The sequence below is a fragment of the Nonomuraea sp. NPDC001684 genome (genome assembly GCF_053596515.1).
In genome coordinates, this window is record NZ_JBSFGJ010000248.1 from 1 (window position 1) to 14364 (window position 14364).

Sequence of the window (14364 nt, forward strand, 5' to 3'; positions counted from 1 at the left end):
TGAACGTGCCGAGGGCGAGCTGCCCGTACTCGCTGCGGCCCTGGACCTCGTTGACGTAGACGTAGTCGAGGAACGGCAGCCCGCCGCCGCCCAGCCCGGGCGAGACGGTCTGGCGGGTGCCGCCGCTCTCGCTCGTCGGCGAGGAGAGCGAGGCCGTGCGCCTGTTCGTGACCAGGGCCACCGCCGCGCGTCCTGGCTTCGAGCTGACCGAGGAGACGCTGCCGCTGGCGATCGAGCTGTGCCAGGCGCTCGACGGGCTGCCGCTGGCGATCGAGCTGGCCGCCGCCATGGTGCGGGTGTTGTCGGTCAGGCAGCTCGTCGAGCGGCTCGACGACCGGTTCAGGGTGCTGGCGGGCGGCGCCCGTACGGCCCACGCCAGGCACCGTACGCTGCGTGCCGCCGTCGACTGGAGCTACCGGCTGCTCAGCCCGCAGGAGCGCCTGCTGCTGCGCCGCGTGGCGGCCTTCCGCTCCTGCTGGACGCTCGACCTGGCCGAAGCGGTGTGCGCCGGCTCCGGCCTGCCCGAGGAGGACGTGCTGCCGCGCCTGTGCGACCTGGTGGACAAGTCGCTGGTCGTGCTCGACGGCGAGGTCGCCGGCCAGGCCCGCTACCGGCTGCTGGAGACCGTCCGCGAATACGCGCTGGAGCGGCTCGCGGAGTCCGGCGAGGAGGCGGCGCTGCGCCGCGCGCACCTGGCCGCGCTCGCCGGGCTGGCCGGGCGGTTCAAGGACGTCCTCGCGCCGGGCGCGCGCACGTCGTGGCCCGTGGTCGAGCGCTACGTCAACCTGTTCGACGGGCTCAAGGCCGAGGTGGGCGCGGCCTGCGACTGGGCCGTGGCGAGCGGGTCGCCGCAGACCGCCCTGCAACTGCTGACCGACGTGCGCTACCTGCTCATGGCCAGCGGGCGGCGGCTGGACATCGCCGAGCGGCTCGACCGGCTGCTCGCGCTCGACGCCCCCGACGTGCCCGAGGGCTTACGCGGGCAGGCGATGATCCTGCGCGGTGAGCTGGCGCTCGCGGCCGGCGAGACGGGGCTCGCGGCGCGGTGCGTACAGATCGGGCTGGCGCTGTGCGTCGACGCCCAGGACGCCTACGGCGAGGCCGTGGGCCTGATCATGCTGGCCCAGGCGACCGGCGACCAGGAGTCCCTGACCCCGGCCCTGGAGGCGGCGCGGCGGCGCGGCGACCCGATCCTGGAGTCGCTGGCCCAGGGCACCCGGGCCGACTTCGGCCTGCGGGCCGGCCGCCTGCACGAGGCGCGGCGCGCGTTCGAGGAGGTCCTGTCGCTGAGCGAACGGCTGGACAACCACCTCGGCCAGTCCTACGGGCACGTCGGCCTGGCCCAGATCGCCCGGCGCACCGGCGACCGGCCGGCCGCCCGGCGGCACTACGAGGCCGGCCTGCGCCTGCTGCGGCACATCGACGCCCGGCAGCAGATCGTGAGCTGCCTGGCCGGGCTCGGCCGCGTCGCGCTGGAGGAGGGCGACCTGACCGAGGCCCGCGCGCGGCTCACCGAGGCGCTGGTGCTCAGCCGCGACGCGGGCCTGCGTGACAGCATCGCCCGGCGGCTGGCGGCCTGGGCGCGCCTGGTGGCGGCCGAGGGCGACGACCGGCGCGCGGTCCTGCTGGCCGCCGCCTCCCTGGGGCTGCGCGACCGCCGCCCCGACGCCCGCACCGAAGAGCTGCTGGCCCCCGTCCGCGACCGGCTGGGGGAGGCCGTGGTGGCGCTGCTGTGGGCCGAGGGCCTGGCGATGACGGCCGACCAGGCGGTCTCGTGCGCGCTCGGCGGCCCGTTGCCCGAGCTGCCGGCCGCGCCGGTCGCCCCGGCGGCCCAGGACAGCAGGCTGACGGCCAGGGAACGCGAGATCGCCGAGCTGGTCGCCCGCGGGCTGAGCAACCGGGCCATCGCCGACGAACTGGTGATCAGCCCGGCCACCGCCGCGCGGCACGTCGCCAACATCCTCGGCAAGCTGGGCTTCTCCACACGTACACAGATTGCCGCATGGGTGATCGGCGCACGCTGATCCCGGCGGGTTCTCTACACATCGCCGCCGCCCGCCGCTTACATCGTCGAATGGCCATGTCAGCGCATGTGCCGCCCCGGTCCGAACGCCTACCGTTCTGCGTGTGATCGACCGCGCCCCGCGCTTCCCGTCCTCGCGCCGGGGGCCGCGGCGGCCGATCGACCGAGGGACGTCACGCGTCCCGACGGAGCCGGGCCTTCTCGGAGGGGTGGGGGCCCGGTTCCAGGGCGCGTGACAGCGGGCTCGAGTCGCGCAGGGCTCGGGCCCGCCCACCTCGGCCCTGGGCTGGGGAAATGCACACCGCTCTACATAGATCGGTGGATGCGGCCGGCGCGCGGGCGACCGTACGTTGACGGGCATGACGCCGTCCGCCTCGTCCTCCGGCACCGTGATCCACGAGGTGTTCCGCCGGGCCTACGAGCGGGGCGAGCGGCCGGCGCTCATCGATCTGCGCGGCGGCCACGTCTACGGCTACCGCAGCCTGGTGACCGAGGTGACCAGGGCGGCGTCCGGGCTGGTGCGCAGGGGAGCGCGCCGCGACCAGGTGGTGGGGGTGCACGTCCCCACGACCGGCACCCAGACGGTGGCCCTGCACACCGTGCTGGCGGCGGGCGGGGTGGCCGCGCCGATAGGCCCGGGGCTCGGCGTCGAGGAGGTGGCGGCGCTGCTGCGCGAGTGCGACGCCCGCATGCTGATCACCACCCCCGACCTGGCGGAGACGGCGATCGCGGCGGCCGACGGCTCCCGCGTGCGCCAGGTGGTCTCGCTCGGCCCGGCGCTCGACACGATCGACTTCCGCGGCCTGCTGGTGCTGGAGCCCACCGCGCTGCCCGCCCTCGACGCCAAGCGCCAGGACGCGCTGGCGCTGCCCGGCGGCGCCCGGCTCACCCATGCCGACCTGCTGGCCAGGATGGCCGAGCTCGACGTGCCCGTCGGACTGAGGGAGTCCGACGTCGTGCTGTGCACGTGGCCGCCCGGCGCCGGCGCCGACCTGCCCGCCCTGGTCGGCCTGGCCGTGTCCAAGGGCGCGCTGGTCGTGGCCGCGGGCCCCGGTGACCTGCCCGGATCCGGCTACGACGCGGGCGTCACCGTGCTCACCGGGCCGGCCGGCGCGCTGGAGCGCGTGGGCTGAGTATGCGGACCTGTTACCTGCCCCGCCCTTGACGTCGGCGCGCGCGAAGTGGGTTGATAGCCGTTGTTGACAACGTTGTCAAAGGTCACCAACTTCGGGGGATCGCGAAGGGAATGGTGTGCGATGCGACGGTGGTTAGCGGCCGTCTCGATCACGATGGCGGGCGTTCTGGGCCTGGCGGGCTGCGGCGGAGGCAGCGGCGGCCAGACTCCTGAGCCGGGTTCGTCGAGCGGCGGCAAGCAGCAGGTGGAGGTCTTCTCCTGGTGGACGGGCCCCGGTGAGGCCGACGGCCTCGCGGCGATGAAGAAGATATTCGAGGACAAGAACCCGAACTACACGTTCTTCGACGCCGCCGTGGCGGGTGGCTCGGGTGACAAGGCCAAGGCGTTGTTGCAGTCGAAGTTGCAGGCCGGCACGCCGCCCGACACGTTCCAGGGGCACGCCGGCGCCGAGTTGCAGGGCTACATCAAGGCGGGCAACCTGGAGGACCTGACGTTCCTGTACGACGAGCTGAAGCTCAAGGACGTCTTCCCCGCCCAGCTCGTCGAGCAGATCAGCGTCGAGGGCAAGATCTACTCGGTGCCGGTCAACATCCACCGGTCCAACGTCCTGTGGTTCAACCCCAAGGTGCTCAAGGACGCCGGCATCGCGGCCGCGCCCAAGACGATCCAGGAGTTCATCGCCGACCTGGAGAAGGTCAAGGCCAAGGGCAAGATCCCGATCTCCGTCGGCTCGGAGTGGACCGCCACCCACCTGCTGGAGAACGTGCTGCTCGGCTCGCTCGGCACCGACGCCTACAACGCGCTGTTCAAGCCGGGCGCCGACTGGAGCGGCCCGCAGATGACGAAGGCGCTGGAGAACTACGCCAAGATCATGTCGTACGCGGGCGACCCGCAGGACGACTGGCAGCCCGCCGCCAAGCAGGTGGCCGACGGCGAGGCGGCGTTCAACATCATGGGCGACTGGGCCTACGGCTACTTCCACAACCCGCCGGAGGGCGGCCTCGGCAAGACGTCCAAGACGGACTTCGACTGGGCGCCCGCGCCCGGCACCGAGGGCACCTACATGTGGCTGTCGGACAGCTTCACGCTGCCCAAGGGCGCCAAGAACCGGGACGGGGCCGTCGCCTGGCTGAAGGTCGCGGCGAGCAAGGAGGGCCAGGACGCCTTCAACCCCAAGAAGGGCTCCATCCCCGCCCGCAAGGACGCCGACCAGTCGCTCTACACCGACTACCTGGCCGACGCGCTGAAGGACTGGTCGGGCGACAAGCTGGCCGGCTCCATCCAGCACGGCGTCTCGGTGAGCCAGCCGTGGCTGGCCTCGATCAACGAGGCGGTCGGGCTGTTCATCGGCAGCAAGGACGTCAAGGGCCTGCAACAGGGCCTGGCCGACGCGGCCAAGGCCAACGCTCAGTGACGCATGCGGGTACGGCGGGAGGCTCCCGCCGTACCCGCGCGAAGGGAAACGGTTGTGAGGCGGGCACGCACCTGGCTGCCCGGACTCCTCCTCGTCGCGCCGTCGATCGTGGCGATCGGCGTGTTCGTGTACGGCATGCTGGGCTGGAACTTCCGCCTGGCCATGACGGACCAGCACGATGAGGTGTCCGAGGGCACGTTCGTGGGGCTGAAGAACTTCGTCGACATCTGGGACCAGGCGCGCTGGCGTCTGTCGGTCGACCACGCGATCGTGTTCACGATCGCGTTCGTGGCGGGGGCGCTGGTGCTGGGCTGGTTCCTGGCGTTCCTCATGGAGAAGGGGATCTGGGGGGAGGGCACGTTCCGGGCGATCTACCTGTTCCCGATGGCCGTGTCGTTCGTCGCGACCGGCATCGTGTGGCGGTGGCTGATGAACTCGGGGACGGGTGAGCGGGCGGTCGGCCTGAACCGGCTGTTCGACGCGATCGGGCTGCCGCAGTGGCAGTGGTTCAGGGATCCGGACTGGGGGATGGCCGCGATGGCGCTCCCAGCGATCTGGCAGATGTCCGGATATGTCATGGCGTTGTTCCTGGCGGGCTTCCGCGGCGTCCCCGAGGAGCTGCGCGAGGCGGCGCGGGTGGACGGCGCCGGCGAGTGGGGCGTCTACCGGCACGTGGTGCTGCCCATGCTGAGGCCGGTCACCCTGTCGGCGCTGATCATCCTGGGACACATCTCGCTCAAGGTCTTCGACCTCATCGTGGCGGTGTCCGGCAAGCAGATCATCACCGACGTGCCCGCGGTGTTCATGTGGGTGGCGGTCTACGACTCGCACGACCCGGCGAAGGGGGCCACGATCGCCTCGTACATCGTGCTCAGCGTGGCGGTCTTCGTGATCCCGTACCTGATCTGGTCGGTGCGCAAGGAGCGCAGGCCATGACGGCCGTCGCGGCCCGGCGCAGGACCGGGTTCGGGATCGTGCGGTTCTGCCTGCTGCTCGCCCTGGTGGTCGTCGTCCTCGTCCCGATCTACGTGCTGCTGGCCACCAGCTTCAAGCCGCTCACCGAGGCCGACCCCGGCCAGGCGTGGAACCTGCCCAGGACGTGGACCACCGAGGCGTGGCGGGTGGCCTGGGAGAAGCTGGCCCCCGGCCTGTGGAACAGCGTGCTGTTGGCCGTCCCCGGCTCGCTGCTGTCGTGCGCGTTCGGGTCGATGAACGGCTACGTGCTGTCCAAATGGCGCTTCCCCGGCGCGGACGTGCTGTTCACGCTGTTCCTGTTCGGCATGTTCATCCCCTACCAGGGCGTGATGATCCCGCTGGTCAAGCTCATGGTCTGGCTGAACGAGCAGACCGGGCTGCAGGGCGTCTTCTACGGCGGCATCCCGGGCCTGGTGCTCGCGCACGTCGTGTACGGCATCCCGATCTGCACGCTGATCTTCCGCAACTACTACGTCACGATCCCCGACGAGCTGATCGAGGCCTCGCGGGTGGACGGCGCGGGGATGCTGCGCGCGTACTGGTCGGTCGTGCTGCCGGTGTCGTGGCCCGCGATCGCGGTGGTGATCATCTGGCAGTTCACCTCCCTGTGGAACGACTTCCTGTTCGCCGTCTTCATCACCGGCCCGCAGAGCTGGCCGACCACCGTCATGCTCAACAACATCGCCGGGGCCCAGGCCACCCCCTACAGCCAGCAGATGGCCGCGGCCATCCTGGCCTCGATCCCGACCATGCTGATCTACGTGCTGCTCGGCCGGTTCTTCATGCGCGGCCTGATGGCGGGCGCGCTGAAGGGCTGACCCGGGCGGCCCGCTACGCCGGTGACCGGCCGGCCAGCGCGTCGCCCAGCGGCGTACGGGCGTACAGCACGGAACGGCCGGTGCGGGTGCCGACGACCAGGCCCGTCCTGCGCAGGACGGCCAGGTGCCCGCCGGTCGCGCCGAGGCTCTGGCCGAGCAGGGCGGCCAGGTGGGTGGTCGTCGCGGGCACGGCCAGCTCGGTGAGCAGGCGCGCCCTGGTGCGGCCGATCAGCAGCGCCAGGTCGCCGTCCGGCACGCCGACCGCGGCGCCCGTGCCGCGGGCCGGGTAGACCAGCGCGTTGGGCCAGGCCGCCTCCAGGTACACGCCGACCGAGCCGGCGAAGGCGGTCGGCACGAACAGCAGGCCCCCGCCGCCCAGCACGTGCGAGCCGAGGCGGGTGTGCAGGCGCACCTCGATGTGCCCGTCGGGACGCCAGCGCACCTGGTCGCTCAGGTCGTCCAGGGCGGCGGCCCAGCCGTAGGCGGCCAGGCGTCCGGCCCGCTGGATCACGTCGCGTTCGAGGATCGTGTGGAGTCGCGGCCAGCCGACCGAGATGATCTCCCGCCACAGTGCCTCGTACGCGTCGGCCAGCACCTCCACCACCCGCGGCGAGAACAGCAGGTCCCGGATCGGCTCCGGCACCGGCGGCAGCGCGGCCAGAACCCGGGCGATCTCCTCGTGCGCCTGGGCGACCGGGGTCCGGCGCATGGAGGCCAGCTCGGTCTCGAACGGCACGCTCATCCCGGCCGGCGGCGGGGCGATGAAGTCGACGTTCGCATGGCCCTTGTTGCCGCTGATCGCCGCCAGCGCGCGCAGCGCCGGATGCCGTCGCACCAGGTCGAGGTACGGGCCGCGCCAGCGCTCCACCCACCGCCGGTGCACGCCGGGCTCGTTCCTGCCGTCGAGCGTCCAGTGGGCGTGCATGGTCTCGATCAGCGGCGAGATCGCGAACCTGCTGGCCACCAGGTCCTGCGGGGTCACCTGGATCTTCAGTGCCACCTTTCGGTTATATCCGAAACCATGGCCGGGCCGGGCGCCGGTTCAGCAGCATCGGGGATGTGAGAGCGGCGACGTACGGCGACGTGTTCGCGGTCAAGGAGTTCCGGGTGCTGTTCGGCAGCTTCGCGCTGCTGGTCACCGGGGAATCGATCAAGATGCTGGCCCTGTCCGTGCTGGTGTACGCGCGGACGGGCTCCCCGGGATTGTCGGCGGCGGCGTACATGGCGGGGTGGCTGCCGTACATCGTGGGCGGGATGTTCCTGCTGTCGCTGGCCGACCGGCTGCGGCCCCGGGCGCTGATGGTGACCGGCGAGCTGGTCAGGGCGGCGGTGTGCCTGCTGCTCGCCTACGCCGGGCTGCCGGTGTGGGGGATGCTGGCGCTCGTGCTGGTCAGCGGGCTGTTCTCGCCGGTGTTCGGGGCGGCCAGGTCGGCGGCGCTGCCGGACGTCCTGCCGGGGGACGCGTTCGTGCTCGGCCGGTCGGTGATCGGGGTCACCTCGGCGGCCTCCCAGGTCGGCGGGCTCGCGGCCGGAGGCGCGTTCCTGGCCTTCGCCGGGGCGCCGGGCGCGCTGGCCGCCACCGCCGCGCTGTCGGCACTCGGCGCGGTGGTCCTGCGGTTCGGCCTGCCCGACCGTCCCGCCCGCGCCGCCGCGGGGAGTGGCGGGACGGGGGCCGTGCGGCAGACGCTGCGGGTGAACCGGTCGCTGCTGGCCGACCGGCGGGTGCGCGGGCTGCTGCTGGCCGGATGGCTGCCGACGATGTGCCTGGCCGGGGCGGAGGCCATGATCGTGCCGTACCTGGGCGGAGAGGGGCGGGCGGGCGTGGTGCTCGCCGCGGCGGCGGCCGGGATGGCGGTGGGGGAGTTCACCGTGGGCAGGTTCGCCGCGCCGCCGCTGCGGGAGCGGCTGTCGGCGCCGCTCGCCGTGCTGCTCGGGCTGCCGTGGCTGGGGTTCGCGCTCGGGCCCGGCGTGGGGTGGGCCGCGGTGCTGGCCGCGTGCGCGGCCGCGGGGCTGTCGTACCAGCTCGGGTTGCAGCGGCGGTTCGTGGACGCGGTGCCCGAGGAGGGGCGCGGGCAGGCGTTCGGGCTGCAGTCGGCGGGGCTGATGACGGGGCAGGCGGCCGGGGCGGCGCTGGTCGGCGTGCTGGGCGAGACGATCGGGCCGGGGGGCGCGATCGTCGCGGCGGGCGCGGCCGGTGTTCTGGTCGCGTTGGCCCTGCTTGGGCCCCTGCGCCCTGCCAAGCCCTCCGGCGCCGCCGGTTCCGCCGGCACCGACAGTCCCCCTGGTGCCGTCAGTTCCTCCGGTGCGGGCGGGGCGTCCGGTGCGGTCACGTCGCCGGAAGCTCGCCGGAGCCCCGCGGGATGAGACGTACGGGCAGCTCGACGTGCTCCGGCGGCCCGCCGTCACCGCGCAGGCGGCGGAACAGCAGCTCGGCGGCCACCCGGCCCATCCAGGCCGGATCCTGCGCCACCACGCTCACCCCCGGCCGCAGCAGGTCGGCCAGCTCGAAGTCGTCGAACCCCACCAGCGCCAGCGGCCGCCCCTCCAGGGCCCGCAACGCGGTCACCGTGAGCCGCCCGTTCCCGGTGAACAGCGCGGTCGGCGGCGCGTCCAGGGCGAGCATGCGCCGCAGGTCGGCCCGTACGTCGTCGAGCGACGGCGGGCGCATCGCCACCAGGCGCGGGTCGAACAGCCCGCCGAGCGCCCGCCGGTAACCCGCCAGCCGCCGCGCCGCGGTGTAGATCGCCGGATCGTCGCCCAGGAACGCGATCCTGTGGTGCCCGTGCGTGAGCAGGTGCCGGACGGCCTGCTCGGCCCCGCCCGCGTTGTCGGCGAGCACGGTGTCCACCTCGATCCCCGGCTCGGGCGGCCGGTCGGCGAACACCACGGGCGTGCCGGCCTCCAGCTCGCCCCGCAGGTAGGCGTGGTCGTCACCGGCCGGGACGACGATCAGCCCGTCCACCCGGCGCGCGCAGAACGTCTCGACCAGCTCGCGCTCCCGGCCCGGCTCCTCGCCCGAGGACCCGCTGAGCAGCAGGCAGCCGTGGTCGATGACGACGTCCTCGACGGCCCGGCTGAGACCGGCGTAGAAGGGGTCGGCGACGTCCTCGATGACCAGCCCGATGGTGGCGGTCATGCCCGTGCGCAGGACCCGGGCGCTCTCGTTACGGCTGTAGCCCAGCCGGTCGATGGCCGCCCGCACTCGCTCGGCGGTGGCCGGATGGACGCCGGGCTCGCCGTTGACCACGCGCGAGACGGTCTTGAGCGCCACGCCCGCCGCCGCCGCGACGTCCTTCATCGTCGGTCTCACGCATGGATCATGTCCTACCGCACCCGGGCGGACAACGTTGTCAGACGCCTGTGCCAGAGTAGGTGCCCTATGCCGTTGCGACACGCCTTGCTGGTGGCCGGGTTCGTGCTGGCCGCGCTCAACCTGAGGCCCGCCATCGCGGGCCTGTCACCGCTGCTCGACGAGATCATGAAAGACCTGGGGCTGTCGCCGTCGGGCGGCGGCGCGATCACCACCGTCATGGTGGTCTGCCTGGGCGTGTTCGGCCCGGTGGCCCCGCTGCTCGCGCGGCGCATCGGCCTGGACCGGACGCTGCTGGCCGGCCTGCTCGTGGTCGCGGCGGGCGAGTGCCTGCGCGGGCTCGACGGCGTTCCCATGCTCTACCTGGGCTCGGCGCTGGCCGCGACCGCCATCGCCGTCATGAACGTCTCCATGCCCGGCATCGTCAAGCAGCACTTCCCCGAGCGCGTCAACCTGCTCACCGGCGTCTATGTCGCGGCCGTGGTGGCCGGCGCGGCCGGGGCCTCGGCCCTGGTGATCCCGCTGGAGCGGGCCACCGGCTTCGACTGGCGCGGCGTCTCGGCGCTGCTCGCCGTGCCCGCCGTGCTCGCGGCCCTGCTCTGGCTGCCGCAGGCGGTCCGGGGCGGGCCCGCCGAGCAGGGCGGCCCACGGCCGTTCGGCGCCGTCCTGCGCAGCCGCGTCACCTGGTACGTGACCGCGCTCATGGGCCTGCAGTCGCTCACCTTCTACGTCATGCTGGCCTGGCTGCCGACCATCTTCCTCGACGCCGGCCTGCCCGCCGACCAGGCCGGCTACCTGCTCAGCCTGACGAACCTGGTCCAGGTCGCGACCTCGCTCGCGGTGCCGGTGCTGGCCGGCCGCCGGGCCTCGCAGGTGCCGTACGTGGTGGGCGCCGGCGTGCTGACCGCGCTCGGCTACCTCGGCGTGCTGCTGGCCCCGGCCACCGTGCCGTGGTTGTGGATGATCGTGCTCGGCATCGGCCAGGGGGCCTCGTTCGCGCTGGCGCTGCTGATCATCGCCCTGCGCCCGGCCGATCCGGCCGGCGTGACCGCGCTGTCGGCCGTGGCCCAGTCGGTGGGGTACGTCGTGGCCGCCCTGGGCCCGCTGCTGTTCGGCTACCTGAGAGAGGTCTCGGGCGGCTGGACCGTGCCGCTGACGGTCGGCCTCGGGGTCCTCGGGGCCCAGCTGGTGGCTGGATGGTTCGCCGGACGCCCTGCTACCTTAGGTAAGGCTAACCTGTAGAAGGGATCCGCAGCGTGCTGACCGAGGCTCTCCAGCGTCTGGCCGACGGCCGGGGCGGTGTCATCGGGGTCGAGCCAGAGCTCGTCATCGACCCCGACGAGAGCTGGACGGCCGCCGCCGACCTGGTGCGGGAGCCGTACACGCTGTTGGCGGGCCTGGTCGAGCAGACGGCGACACGCTGGAACGCGCCCCGGCACGTCGGCGCGGCGCTGTTCTGGAAGACCTTCGGCTACTGGCACAGCCTGCCCATGGCGCTCGGCTGGGCCCTCGACGGCCGCATCCCCGTCATGCGGCTGGCCGACACCTACTTCAAGGTCTCCGACGCCGGCGTGACGATCGCCGCCAGCCGCGTGAGCTGGGGCACGGGCGTCGAACCCATCCGCGAGTCGCTGGCCGAGGCGCAGCAGCCGCTGGTCAAGGCCATCAGCGCGCTCGCCAAGGTCGGCGAGCGCACCTTGTGGGGCTCGACCGCCGAGGCGTTCGCCCATCCGCTGACCTGCATCGTCAAGGGCGACTACATGGCCCTGCTCGCCGAGCTCGGCAGCCCGGTCGACGGGCTGATCGAGCCCGCCGACGGCGGTTACTTCCGCAGGACGTGCTGCCTGTGGATCACCCTGCCCGACGTCGAGGCGTGCGGGAGCTGCTGCGTGCTCAGGCCACAGCCACCGGCTCGTCCATAGGACGCAGCTCGTCGGCGTAGCTCACCGACACCCGGCGCATGACGCCGCTGTCGTCGATGGAGTACTGGCCGAGCCGCCACAACGGCGGCGAGTACGCGTGGATCGAGACGCTCTCGCCCTCCGCGCCGCCGAGCCGGTGGATGTGGTCGGGCCCGAACGAGAACGACTGACCGGCCGGCACCACGGTCTCCAGGTGCTCGCCGCCGATGCGCGGATTGCACTCCTGCAACGCCCCCTGCACGACGTGCACCGCGCCCGAGGAGATGTCGTGGTCGTGCCAGCCCGTGTCGTCCTCAGGACGCCAGCACAGCACCCAGACGTCCACATAGGCGTCCCGGTACAGGGAGGCGTAATGCCGTCCGCCGTCGGCTGGGAAGTCGACCATGTCACGCCACTCCTGCGGGTTGGCGGCCAGCTCGTCGACCAGGTCGCGCAGCTCACGCCGGTCGAGCGTGCGCTCCGGCAGCCCGGCACACACGCCCCCGCCCTGGATCTGGATGTCGTTCACGTACGAGTCTCCTTTCTCTATCTAATTGCCTCACTCCGTGAGGCGGGCGCTCTATCTGATTGCCTCACTGCGTGAGGCGGCTCGGTCGCCTGTATGCCGGCGTCTTCCTCCGCTCTGGTCGCTGCGCTCCCGCCGCTCCTCCAGACACCGGCGCTCCCTCGCGCGTTTAATGGCCTCACTGCGTGAGGCGGGCTGGGGGGCCGGGCGGGGGCGCTCCCTCGCGGGGTCATGGTGGGGGGAGGCCCAGGAGGCGGCGGGGGTTGGTGGAGTGGATGGCGTGGTGGGCGGCGGTGCCGAGGCCGGGGTCGGGGGCCGTGGCGTACGGCGCGTCGGAGCCGTTGACGACGACGTCCACGCCCAGCTCGCGGACGATCGCGTCGATGGCGCGCGGCCCGTACGAGGACGTCTCCACGTAGAAGCCGGGATCGACCAGGCCGCGCCCGGTGCCGCCACGGGCGATGAGCCGTTCGGAGTGCAGCGGCGCCAGCCCCGCCAGCAGCGCGAAGCACACCCGCAGCCGAGGATGCCGGGGCCGGACCACGGCGTGGAAGTGGTGCCAGGCCGCGTGCATCTGCTGCACGTACGGCACCAGCGCCGGCCACCACGGCGGCGTTCCTGGCGGCGGCGGCACGGCGGCGGGCCCGGGATGCACGAACAGCGGCAGGTCCCGCTCGGTGAGCACGTCGAGCAGCCGGTCGTCGGGTACGGCGGTGGCCGGGATCTGCAGCCCGGCCAGCCCCCGGTCGAGGTCCTTGGCCAGCCGCTCCGGATCGGGCTCGCTGTGACAGGTCGCCGCCCACACCCCGAACGGCTCGCCCAGCCCGAGCGCGCCCTCGTGGTAGGCGTCGATCAGCGGCCACGCCTCCTCCGGCGGCAGGAACTCCACGCCCAGCGGGCTCGACATCGACACCAGCGCCAGGTCGAGCCCCGCCGTGTCCCGGTGCTCGTGGTCGGCCGGGTTCACCTCGTACGGCGGCTCGCCGTCGAGCAGCAGCGTCCAGCCGTCGAGCCGGGGCGGGACGGTGCGAGCGCGCAGCGCGGCGACGAACGAACCCGTCCACAGGTGCTGGTGCACGTCGATGCTCACGATCACACCTCCCTCTATTTCCTACTGAGATTACAGGTAAACGAACTGTACTGCGAAATCAATCAGGTGAACCGTTTCAGTGATACGGTTCAGTGAACCGCTTCACTGCCCTATTTGTCAACGGTTCGCACGTCGAGGGCGGTCCCAGAAGAAGCCCGCGAGCCCGTGCGGGAGTCCGGCTTCTGTCGGTGGCAGGCAATAGGCTGGCGGGATGCCGCGGAAGAGAGCGACGATTCGGGAAGTGGCCCGCGCGACCGGCCTGTCTCCGGCGGCCGTCTCCTATGCGCTGCGCGGCATGCAGGTCTCGGAGGAGACCATGGAGCGCGTGCGCGCCGCCGCCGCCGAGCTCGGCTACGAGGCCGACCCCATCGCCAGGGCTCTGGCCAGCGGCCGCACGGGCATGATCGGCCTGCTCTGCGGCTCGCTCGAAGACCTGTGGCAGCAGTCGCTGGCGGTCGGCATCAGCAGGGGCCTGCGGGAGAAAGACCGCTATGCCCTGATCCTTGACGCGGTCGGCGACCCCGACCGCGAGCGCGTGCTCGCCCAGCAGCTCCGCGACCAGCGCGTCGACGGCATGATCGTGCAGCCGGTCGACCCGGCCGCGCCGTTCTGGGCCGAGCTGTGCGAGTCGCTGCCCGTCGTCGCGATCGGCGACTCGCTGGCGGGCACGGCCGGCGAGGTCGTCTTCGACAACCGCCGGGGCGTCACGCTGGCCCTGGAACACCTGGCCGGCCTCGGTCACCGCCGGATCGCCGTGCTCACGCCCACCCAGGCCAGCACCCCCGACCGTCCGGCCGACGTGCACGTCCTGGCCGAGGCCGACCGGCTGGGGCTCGACATCGAGGTCGTCACGGCCCCCCACGACCTGGCGGCGTCCACCTCGGCGGCCCACGAGATCCTCTCCACGTCCAGGCCGAGCGCGGTCTTCTGCTTCGCCGACTCCATCGCCTACGGCGTCTACGCCGCGGCCAAGGAGCTGGGCCTGTCCATCCCGGGCGACGTGTCGGTCATGGGCTACGACGACCATCCCATGTCGGGGCTGCTCACCCCCGGCCTGACCACCGTCGACTGGGACATCGACGGCATCGTCAGGGCCGCGGTGCGGCTCATCGCGGCCGCGGCCGACGGCGGCACCCGCCGCCGCCGGGTGGTCCAGGAGCCGACGCTCAGGG

14 protein-coding genes are annotated in these 14364 nt (G+C 72.8%); 9 read left to right on the forward strand and 5 right to left on the reverse strand.

Translation table 11 applies throughout. The features are described 5' to 3' along the window. Window positions 1–181 (reverse strand): hypothetical protein (locus ACWCSD_RS32945; RefSeq protein ID WP_449920721.1); only part of this gene is annotated, 181 nt, incomplete at its 3' end. Between ACWCSD_RS32945 and ACWCSD_RS32950 the strand changes: the two genes are divergently transcribed. The 5 genes from ACWCSD_RS32950 (at window position 156) to ACWCSD_RS32970 (ending at window position 6365) form a co-directional block, all read left to right on the forward strand. Continuing rightward, window positions 156–2024, forward strand: coding sequence for an ATP-binding protein (locus tag ACWCSD_RS32950; RefSeq protein ID WP_449920723.1), 1869 nt, complete (start codon window positions 156–158; stop codon window positions 2022–2024). The two genes, ACWCSD_RS32945 and ACWCSD_RS32950, sit on opposite strands and share 26 nt — an antisense overlap. A 358-nt stretch (window positions 2025–2382) precedes the next feature. After that, the gene (locus ACWCSD_RS32955; RefSeq protein WP_397164673.1) at window positions 2383–3156 is read left to right on the forward strand and encodes an AMP-binding protein; all 774 of its coding nucleotides are present in this window, start codon (window positions 2383–2385) and stop codon (window positions 3154–3156) included. A 123-nt stretch (window positions 3157–3279) separates the two neighbouring features. Then, the gene (locus ACWCSD_RS32960) at window positions 3280–4572 is read left to right on the forward strand and encodes an ABC transporter substrate-binding protein (protein WP_449920725.1); all 1293 of its coding nucleotides are present in this window, start codon (window positions 3280–3282) and stop codon (window positions 4570–4572) included. A 54-nt stretch (window positions 4573–4626) separates the two neighbouring features. Then, on the forward strand, window positions 4627–5508 hold the full coding sequence (locus ACWCSD_RS32965; protein ID WP_357972963.1) for a carbohydrate ABC transporter permease: 882 nt from the start codon (window positions 4627–4629) through the stop codon (window positions 5506–5508). After that, entirely contained in the window at window positions 5505–6365 is an 861-nt protein-coding gene (locus tag ACWCSD_RS32970) for a carbohydrate ABC transporter permease (RefSeq protein WP_364330250.1), read from the forward strand. The genes ACWCSD_RS32965 and ACWCSD_RS32970 overlap by 4 nt, the downstream gene beginning before the upstream one ends. 13 nt (window positions 6366–6378) lie before the next feature. Here the strand turns inward: ACWCSD_RS32970 and ACWCSD_RS32975 are convergent, their stop codons facing one another. After that, window positions 6379–7365: an ArsR/SmtB family transcription factor gene (locus tag ACWCSD_RS32975; RefSeq protein ID WP_397164677.1), complete on the reverse strand. Its 987-nt coding sequence runs from the start codon at window positions 7363–7365 to the stop codon at window positions 6379–6381. 59 nt (window positions 7366–7424) lie between these two features. Between ACWCSD_RS32975 and ACWCSD_RS32980 the strand changes: the two genes are divergently transcribed. Beyond that, the gene (locus ACWCSD_RS32980; RefSeq protein ID WP_449920731.1) at window positions 7425–8729 is read left to right on the forward strand and encodes an MFS transporter; all 1305 of its coding nucleotides are present in this window, start codon (window positions 7425–7427) and stop codon (window positions 8727–8729) included. Here the strand turns inward: ACWCSD_RS32980 and ACWCSD_RS32985 are convergent. Continuing rightward, window positions 8692–9675, reverse strand: a complete 984-nt coding sequence (locus ACWCSD_RS32985; RefSeq protein WP_397164681.1) for a LacI family DNA-binding transcriptional regulator — start codon at window positions 9673–9675, stop codon at window positions 8692–8694. The genes ACWCSD_RS32980 and ACWCSD_RS32985 overlap by 38 nt on opposite strands. Window positions 9676–9750: 75 nt before the next feature. On the opposite strand from ACWCSD_RS32985, the gene ACWCSD_RS32990 reads away from it, so the two are divergent. Both ACWCSD_RS32990 and ACWCSD_RS32995 read left to right on the forward strand, forming a co-directional pair. Then, complete coding sequence (locus ACWCSD_RS32990) at window positions 9751–10917, forward strand: CynX/NimT family MFS transporter (protein ID WP_449920734.1); 1167 nt, start codon at window positions 9751–9753, stop codon at window positions 10915–10917. A 14-nt stretch (window positions 10918–10931) separates the two neighbouring features. Further along, a complete protein-coding gene (locus tag ACWCSD_RS32995; RefSeq protein ID WP_449920736.1) occupies window positions 10932–11597 on the forward strand; it encodes a hypothetical protein in 666 nt (221 codons plus the stop codon). On the opposite strand, the gene ACWCSD_RS33000 is transcribed toward ACWCSD_RS32995, so the two are convergent. Next, window positions 11569–12105: a cysteine dioxygenase gene (locus ACWCSD_RS33000; RefSeq protein WP_397164687.1), complete on the reverse strand. Its 537-nt coding sequence runs from the start codon at window positions 12103–12105 to the stop codon at window positions 11569–11571. The two genes, ACWCSD_RS32995 and ACWCSD_RS33000, sit on opposite strands and share 29 nt — an antisense overlap. Before the next feature lie 226 nt (window positions 12106–12331). Then, on the reverse strand, window positions 12332–13192 hold the full coding sequence (locus ACWCSD_RS33005) for an amidohydrolase family protein (protein ID WP_397164689.1): 861 nt from the start codon (window positions 13190–13192) through the stop codon (window positions 12332–12334). Between the two features lie 241 nt (window positions 13193–13433). On the opposite strand from ACWCSD_RS33005, the gene ACWCSD_RS33010 reads away from it, so the two are divergent. Next, window positions 13434–14364: LacI family DNA-binding transcriptional regulator (locus tag ACWCSD_RS33010; RefSeq protein ID WP_449920740.1), on the forward strand; the 931-nt coding region annotated here is incomplete at its 3' end.

Coding starts and splice junctions, on each gene's coding strand:
- ACWCSD_RS32955 (WP_397164673.1), top strand. CDS start 2,383: ATGACGCCGTCCGCCTCGTCCTCCGGCACCGTGATCCACGAGGTGTTC.
- ACWCSD_RS32960 (WP_449920725.1), top strand. CDS start 3,280: ATGCGACGGTGGTTAGCGGCCGTCTCGATCACGATGGCGGGCGTTCTG.
- ACWCSD_RS32970 (WP_364330250.1), top strand. CDS start 5,505: ATGACGGCCGTCGCGGCCCGGCGCAGGACCGGGTTCGGGATCGTGCGG.